General features: G+C 39.7%; 7 protein-coding genes. All 7 read left to right on the forward strand.

Translation table 11 applies throughout. The annotated features are described in order from the left end of the window. Nucleotides 1–74: 74 nt before the first annotated feature. The 7 genes from H5183_RS13705 to H5183_RS13735 all read left to right on the forward strand — a co-directional run bounded on the left by H5183_RS13705 (nucleotide 75) and on the right by H5183_RS13735 (nucleotide 7,250). Nucleotides 75–1,961, forward strand: coding sequence for a transglycosylase SLT domain-containing protein (locus tag H5183_RS13705; RefSeq protein ID WP_182731932.1), 1,887 nt, complete (start codon nucleotides 75–77; stop codon nucleotides 1,959–1,961). Between the two features lie 88 nt (nucleotides 1,962–2,049). After that, nucleotides 2,050–3,372 carry a Xaa-Pro dipeptidase gene (gene pepQ / locus H5183_RS13710; RefSeq protein ID WP_145241740.1) on the forward strand — a complete coding sequence of 441 codons (1,323 nt, stop codon included), beginning with the start codon at nucleotides 2,050–2,052 and terminating at the stop codon, nucleotides 3,370–3,372. Between the two features lie 68 nt (nucleotides 3,373–3,440). Continuing rightward, complete coding sequence (locus tag H5183_RS13715) at nucleotides 3,441–4,055, forward strand: YigZ family protein (protein ID WP_149983180.1); 615 nt, start codon at nucleotides 3,441–3,443, stop codon at nucleotides 4,053–4,055. A gap of 51 nt (nucleotides 4,056–4,106) precedes the next feature. Continuing rightward, complete coding sequence (locus H5183_RS13720) at nucleotides 4,107–5,558, forward strand: TrkH family potassium uptake protein (RefSeq protein ID WP_145241744.1); 1,452 nt, start codon at nucleotides 4,107–4,109, stop codon at nucleotides 5,556–5,558. Nucleotides 5,559–5,608: 50 nt separating this feature from the next. Then, on the forward strand, nucleotides 5,609–6,289 hold the full coding sequence (locus H5183_RS13725) for a flagellar brake protein (RefSeq protein ID WP_149983181.1): 681 nt from the start codon (nucleotides 5,609–5,611) through the stop codon (nucleotides 6,287–6,289). 452 nt (nucleotides 6,290–6,741) lie between these two features. After that, nucleotides 6,742–6,954, forward strand: a complete 213-nt coding sequence (locus H5183_RS13730) for a calmodulin (protein ID WP_145241748.1) — start codon at nucleotides 6,742–6,744, stop codon at nucleotides 6,952–6,954. Nucleotides 6,955–7,031: 77 nt separating this feature from the next. Next, entirely contained in the window at nucleotides 7,032–7,250 is a 219-nt protein-coding gene (locus H5183_RS13735; protein WP_145241750.1) for a calmodulin, read from the forward strand. The last annotated feature ends 73 nt before the right edge of the window (nucleotides 7,251–7,323 follow it).

The raw sequence follows: 7,323 nt of genomic DNA on the forward strand, positions 1-7,323 counted from the left end.
AATATAGCTTGTTTGGTGCTAAGGTGTAGGCGAAGTGTTTGTCTTTTATTTACCTTTGAATATTTAAGGTCATCATGAAAAAACAATTTTTAAGTGTAACGGCAGCAGCATTATTATTTCCTTTATTTTCTGCCTACGCTAATACTGAACATGACGCATTTTTAGATGCTGAAAGAAAAGTTAAATATGCTAGTTATCAGGAGTTTAAAGAAATAACAGCACAGCTAGACCATCCATTAAAGCCTTATGTGGAACAAGTCTATTGGCAGCGCCATCCCGATATTGAGCACCAATCTGAAATAGAGCGTTATTTAACTATTTACCAAAGTACGCCTTTAGAGTGGCCAGTGCGCAAAGCATGGCTGCAGAATTTGCAAAAGCAAAACCGCAAAGCCGCTTTTATTAATAATTATCGTGAGACTACAAATAGTGAGCTGACTTGCACTTACCTGCAGTATCAGCTTGATTTAGGGGCACCAGAACAAGCGATAATGAGACAAGTAACAAATTTATGGACTGTTGGGAAATCACAGCCTGAAGAATGTGACCTATTATTTAGTACTTGGCGTAAAAAAGGTTATATGAGCCAAGAGCAAATATGGCAACGTATTACGTTATCAGCACAAGGTGGTTCGCAAAGTTTATTGCCATACTTAAAAACTTTATTACCAAAAAATGAGCAATACTTGGCTGACTTTTATCGAAAAGTTCGCAGCGATCCCAGTGCAGTTGCAGGAATGTATCGTTACAAGCATAAAACAGTTAAGGAAAGCGAAATTGCACACTATGGAATTAAACGCTTAATTTGGCGAGATAAAACCTTAGCGCTCAAGGCGTGGGAAAAGTTAGACAAAATGTTTAACTATTCTGACGAGCAAAAGGCTGATGTGTATTATAGTTTTGCTTTAGCGTTGGCATCAAGAGGTCATCCTGAGGCACGTTTCTGGTTGAGTAAAGTGCCCAAAGATCGTCAAGATCGTAAATTAATGCAATGGCAGTTAGGCAATATGCTGAAAACTCAGGATTGGTCGGGCATCGTTGCGTTTTTTACAGGTAAAGAAAATCTCAGTCTGGGTCAGCAATATTGGTTAGCCTACAGTTTAGCTCAACGAGGTGATACACAGCGTGCTAAAGCTATTTGGCAAATAGTCGCAAAAGAGCGTGACTATTATGGCTTTTTGGCTGCCGCGCGGTTGGGGTTACCTATTGAACTCAATAATCAACCATTGTTAGTGAGCGATAAATTAATGCATGAGGTCGCTAATGCCCCAGGTTTTAAACGTGCTAAAGCGATGTATGAACTTGAGCGGTTTACTTCGGCTCGTCGCGAATGGAATTATTTAACAAGCACTTCTAGCGATGGAGAAAAGCTCGCGGCTTCAAAACTCGCAGCAGAATTAGATTGGTACGACAGTACTATTTATACTTTAGCGCAAATTAAGGCATGGGATTATGTAGAGTTACGTTTCCCATTTGCTTTTCAAGATTTATTTGAGCGTTATAGTAAACGTAATCATATAGATGTTACTTGGAGCATTGCTATTTCGCGCCGTGAAAGCTCTTTTGCACCTGATGCGCGTTCTCACGCCAATGCGCGTGGTTTAATGCAGTTATTACCAAGTACAGCGAAGTATGTCAATAAAAGTACTGTTTCAGGAAGTCGCTTAAATCAGCCGAAAACAAATATACGTTTAGGCACAGAGTATTTAGAATATTTAAAAAACAAAAACCATGGCAACGAAATACTAGCAACTGCCTCGTATAACGCTGGTTACCATAGAATCAAAAAGTGGTTACCAAATGAAGCTATGCCTGCTGAATTATGGATTGAGCTTATCCCGTACCGTGAAACTCGGGAGTACGTAAAAAATGTGTTTGCTTATCGTCAGGTTTATCACACGCGTTTAGGGCGCGAAGGAAACATACTGGCACCAATATTGGATATGAAGATGGGTGGCTAAGGCACAAGTGCTTTAGCGCATCTGCATTGGGGTTAAACAGGGTCTATGTTAGACTTAAAATAAGTTAAATTTAACAGATGGGTTTTCTATGGATAAATTAGCCGTTTTATACGCCGAACATATTGCAACACTGCAGCAGCGTACTCGTACTATTATTGAGCGTGAAGGATTAGAAGGTTTAGTGATCCATTCAGGACAAGCTAAACGTCAGTTTTTAGACGATATGTATTATCCGTTTAAAGTCAACCCGCATTTCAAAGCTTGGTTACCGGTCATCGATAATCCACACTGTTGGATTGTTGTGAATGGCAGTGATAAACCAAAACTGATTTTTTATCGCCCTGTCGATTTTTGGCACAAAGTACCAGATGAGCCACGAGATTTTTGGGCTGATTACTTTGATATCGAGCTATTATTACAGCCTGATCAAGTTGAAAAACTATTACCATACGATAAGGCGAAGTACGCTTATATCGGTGAATACCTAGAAGTAGCTCAAGCGCTAGGCTTTAGCATTATGAACCCAGAGCCGGTGCTCAATTACTTTAATTACCACCGTGCTTATAAAACTCAATACGAACTTGAATGCTTACGCCAAGCTAATCGTATTGCGGTTGATGGCCACAAAGCTGCGCGTGATACCTTTTTTAACGGTGGCTCTGAATTTGATATTCAGCAAGCGTATTTAATGGCCACTCGCCAAAGCGAAAACGAAATGCCGTATGGCAATATTGTTGCGCTTAACGAAAATTGCGCTATTTTGCACTACACTCATTTTGAGCCTCAAGCCCCAAAAGCACATCATTCGTTCTTAATTGATGCTGGCGCTAATTTTAATGGCTATGCTGCAGATATAACTCGTACTTATGATTTTAAAAAGTCGGGCGAGTTTGCCGAATTAATTGCCGCAATGACACAGCATCAAATTGCATTGGGTAAAGCACTGAAACCAGGTTTGTTATACGGTGAACTGCACTTAGATTGCCATCAACGTATTGCTCAGGTGCTTAGTGATTTTAATATTGTTAAGTTACCAGCCACTGAGATCGTTGAGCGCGGTATTACGTCGACTTTCTTTCCGCATGGGCTTGGCCATCATCTTGGTTTACAAGTGCACGATATGGGTGGTTTTATGGCTGATGAAAAGGGTACACATCAAGCGCCACCAGAAGGTCATCCATTCTTGCGTTGTACGCGCTTGATTGAGAAAAACCAAGTATTCACGATTGAACCTGGTTTGTACTTTATCGATTCATTACTTGGTGATTTAACGCAAACAGACAACAAGCAGTTTATTAACTGGGAAAAGGTTGAAGCGTTTAAACCATTTGGCGGTATTCGCATCGAGGACAATATTATTGTTCATGAAGATAGCTTAGAAAATATGACCCGTGATTTAGCATTAGATTAATCATCCGGTGTTAAAAGTTGGGGCCATATGGCCCCATTTTTTGCTTCATTATTTGGGTTTATCAAAGAATGTCAGAATATAAGTACCCAGCAGCAACCGTTTTTCATCAAGAAGAAATAAAAAAAAGCACCTTTATTGTGCATATTGCTCATACGCCAGATTTAGCCTCGGCAAAAGCGTTTATCCGTGAGATTGAAAGTAAATATAGCGATGCTCGTCATAACTGTTGGGCGCATGTTGCAGGTAATCCTGGTGGTAGTCATGTTTATGGTTTCTCTGATGATGGTGAACCAAATGGTACTGCAGGCAAACCTATGCTTAATGTATTAATGGGATCTGGGCTTGGAGAAGTCACCGCGGTAGTTACTCGTTATTTTGGCGGTATAAAGCTGGGTACTGGCGGGTTAGTCAGAGCATATGGCGGCTCGCTAAATAATGCCTTGGCACATTTAACAACTACATTAAAAGTTCCTAGTGTTGAGCTGGTGGGCTGTAGTGATTACAGCGCGCAAGGAGCGATAGAGCAGTTACTAAAAACGCAATTTCAAGTACTTAACATAGAAAAGCAATTTACTGCTAATATAGAATGGGTTATTACTATAGATAGCCGCCAAGCCACACAAGCCATAAAAGATATTTATGATTTGAGCCATGGCGCGGTTGAGTTAAGTATTAAAGAGTAAGACAATAGCATTCACGCACTAATCATTACTTAATAAAAAAGCGATAGCTCAATGCAATTTCGTACCATCATAAAAATTCTCGGCCAACTGGTTGTACTGTTCAGTATCACTATGGTGCCGCCAGCAATTGTATCGCTCATTTATAAAGATGGTGGTGGCGTGCCATTTGTTCTCGCATTTATATTCAGTGTCATTATTGGTTTACTTGCATACTATCCAAATAGACGCGAGCAGGGAGATTTAAAAGCTCGCGAAGGTTTTTTAATTGTGGTGCTATTTTGGTTAGTTCTAGGGGCATTCGCATCTTTACCGCTGATTTTTTTACAAGAACCTAATTTATCATTAGCGGATGCGGTATTCGAAGCGTTTTCAGGGCTAACTACAACCGGTGCTACAGTGTTAACAGGCATTGAATATCTCCCTAAATCGGTATTGTTTTATCGCCAACAACTGCAATGGTTAGGCGGTATGGGGATAATCGTATTAGCGGTTGCAGTGCTACCCATGCTTGGCGTTGGTGGTATGCAGTTGTATCGAGCTGAAACTCCAGGGCCTGTAAAAGATTCCAAAATGACGCCACGTATTGCCGATACCGCAAAACATCTTTGGTATATTTATGTGTCGTTAACTATCGCGTGTACTTTAGCGTACTGGGCTGCCGGAATGAATTGGTTTGATGCTATTTGTCATTCATTTTCTACTGTTGCAATAGGCGGATTCTCTACTTACGATGCTTCTATGGGACATTTTGACAGTCCATTAATCAACTTTATTTGCGTGATATTTCTAATCATCGCTGCCGTTAATTTCACCTTGCATTACGCAGCTGTTTCGAGTCGAAATCTCAGAGTGTATATCCGCGACCCTGAGTTTAAAGTGTTTTTGTTTATTCAACTAGCGCTGGTGATAGTGTGTTTTACGGTACTGTCGTCCAATAACATATATGCAAACGGTGACGAAACGCTCGATCAGGCATTATTTCAAGCGGTATCAATTAGTACTACTGCGGGTTTTGCCACCGATAATTTTTCAGCATGGCCCTTATTCTTGCCTATTTTACTGATATTTTCGAGCTTTATTGGTGGTTGTGCAGGTTCCACTGGCGGCGGTATGAAAGTAGTCCGAGTGTTTTTACTTTATCTGCAAGGAATACGTGAGCTTAATCGGTTAGTGCATCCTCGTGCTATTTACTCTATTAAACTTGGTCGTAAGGCATTACCAGATAAAGTAGTTGAAGCCGTATGGGGATTTTTCTCTGCTTATGCGTTGGTATTTGTCATTATTATGTTAGCGTTAATGGGGACCGGTATGGATAACATAACGGCGTTCTCAGCCACCGCAGCTTGCTTAAATAACCTCGGCCCTGGTTTGGGGGATGTTGCGTCGCATTATGGCGCTATTAGTGATGGCGCTAAATGGCTATTAACCATTGCGATGGTGTTCGGGCGATTAGAGATATTCACCTTATTAGTGTTGTTTACACCGACCTTCTGGCGTGGTTAGTTTGTATAAAAGCGAGCACTTGTACAAGGTTATTTATAGTTGGAAAGGAAATGGCAAAAACAAGACAACAATTAAACTTAGAAAACCTTGCCTACATTAGTGCTGGTAGCATTGTTGATGTCGAAATATTAACACCCACAGCCAGTAAGCGAATTAAAACTGAATTTGTTGGTTTATTGCATGAGCGTTTTGTGATTTTAAATTATCCATCAGCCAAGCGCTTAAGTAACGCGGGTGAATATTTAAAAGATGGTGTTGTGGTGATCGTCAGAGCGGTGCTTGAAACCGGTGGCGGGCAAGTTATAGCATTTCGTCAGCAGGTTATGTCAGTGTCGTCGCACCCGGCACGGCTTATTTATTTAAATTTCCCAACTGAAGTGCAATTATTTAGTTTGCGATCACAAACTCGTATTCCCACATTATTAGCTGCAAAAATAAAGTTTAATGACGAACGCGAGATGCAAGGAGTTATTAAAGATATCTCAGTAACTGGGGTAATGTTTGATGTAAAAAGTAAAGCTGATCTCAGTGAATTAAAGAATACTCAGTGTCATATTATGCTCGATAAAAACAATAAAGGTGTTACTGAGTTTAGCGGACAAATATGCAGTGTTAAAAGCCATGCCACTAGCGCCCAGTTTGGTATTCAACTAACGGCAAGTGAAGACGAGATGAAAACTTTCATGAAAGACCACTTTATTGACCTTTCAGTGCTTGAGCCACTGGTGTAAATTTGTGCATATTCGCTGTTTTGCGACAAAATAGCGGATATACCGTAACCCACCTTAAAGAACTCTAAATTTATTTTTATTGTTATTAATTATCAGCAACATAGATTTTTTATTTATTTCAGTTGCTAATTTTCAGCTGGTTAATTTCAGCGCCTGTCACTCTTCTTGCCTATAAAAATATAAATACGAACACTGTAAGTACGGATCTGTGTCTTTTCTATTAAACCTAATTAATTGATTTTTATAAACTATATTTTATAGGTGGTTTACGTGTTGCTAAAAAGCAACAAAAAACACCGTAAATAGCCAGTCAAAAGTAAATTTTATTTTTAATAATTTGATTTTAAACGTTTTTTTAAATGTGGCACCGAAGTTGTAATAGTCTAGTTGTACAGAACGAAAATGTGATTAGCACATCGTTCGAAACCATAAACATTGAAGGAATATTTATTATGAACACATTAAATAAAACGTTGGCACTTATTGCTCTAGCATCTTCTTCAGCCGCATTTGCTGCAACAGACTTTGACACATTAGATGTTGATGGTAATGGCGCAATTAGCCAAAGTGAAGCTTCAGTTGATGCTGAGCTTATGAGCCAATTTGCAGAGCTTGATACCGACGGTAACGGCGAACTTTCAAAAGCAGAGTTTTCAAAAGCTTAATGTCGCTTTTTGACAGGGAAAAATGAAAAGGACTTCGTAACACACTATTCATCATCTCAGGTGAAAGGAGATAACCAATGAACATACTAAATAAAGCGATAGTACTTATTGCATTAACCTCTTCATCAGCAGCATTTGCTTTTGAGGCGTTAGACTTCGATACCCTTGATGTTGATGAAAATGGTGTGATCAGTCAAGTTGAAGCCGCAGAAGATGCTGAGCTTTTAAATAGATTTGCAGAGCGTGATACTGACCAAAACGGTGAGTTATCAAAAGAAGAGTTTTCAAAAGCTTAATAATTTAATACTGAGTTTATCCTGAGTTGCCAAAGACAACCTAAGTGGGCAGGGAACCCATGATAAAGGATAA

The sequence above is a fragment of the Pseudoalteromonas sp. SR44-8 genome (assembly GCF_014163635.1).
Lineage (GTDB): Bacteria > Pseudomonadota > Gammaproteobacteria > Enterobacterales > Alteromonadaceae > Pseudoalteromonas > Pseudoalteromonas rhizosphaerae.

Coding starts and splice junctions, on each gene's coding strand:
- H5183_RS13705 (WP_182731932.1), top strand. CDS start 75: ATGAAAAAACAATTTTTAAGTGTAACGGCAGCAGCATTATTATTTCCT.
- pepQ (WP_145241740.1), top strand. CDS start 2,050: ATGGATAAATTAGCCGTTTTATACGCCGAACATATTGCAACACTGCAG.
- H5183_RS13725 (WP_149983181.1), top strand. CDS start 5,609: ATGGCAAAAACAAGACAACAATTAAACTTAGAAAACCTTGCCTACATT.
- H5183_RS13720 (WP_145241744.1), top strand. CDS start 4,107: ATGCAATTTCGTACCATCATAAAAATTCTCGGCCAACTGGTTGTACTG.
- H5183_RS13730 (WP_145241748.1), top strand. CDS start 6,742: ATGAACACATTAAATAAAACGTTGGCACTTATTGCTCTAGCATCTTCT.
- H5183_RS13735 (WP_145241750.1), top strand. CDS start 7,032: ATGAACATACTAAATAAAGCGATAGTACTTATTGCATTAACCTCTTCA.
- H5183_RS13715 (WP_149983180.1), top strand. CDS start 3,441: ATGTCAGAATATAAGTACCCAGCAGCAACCGTTTTTCATCAAGAAGAA.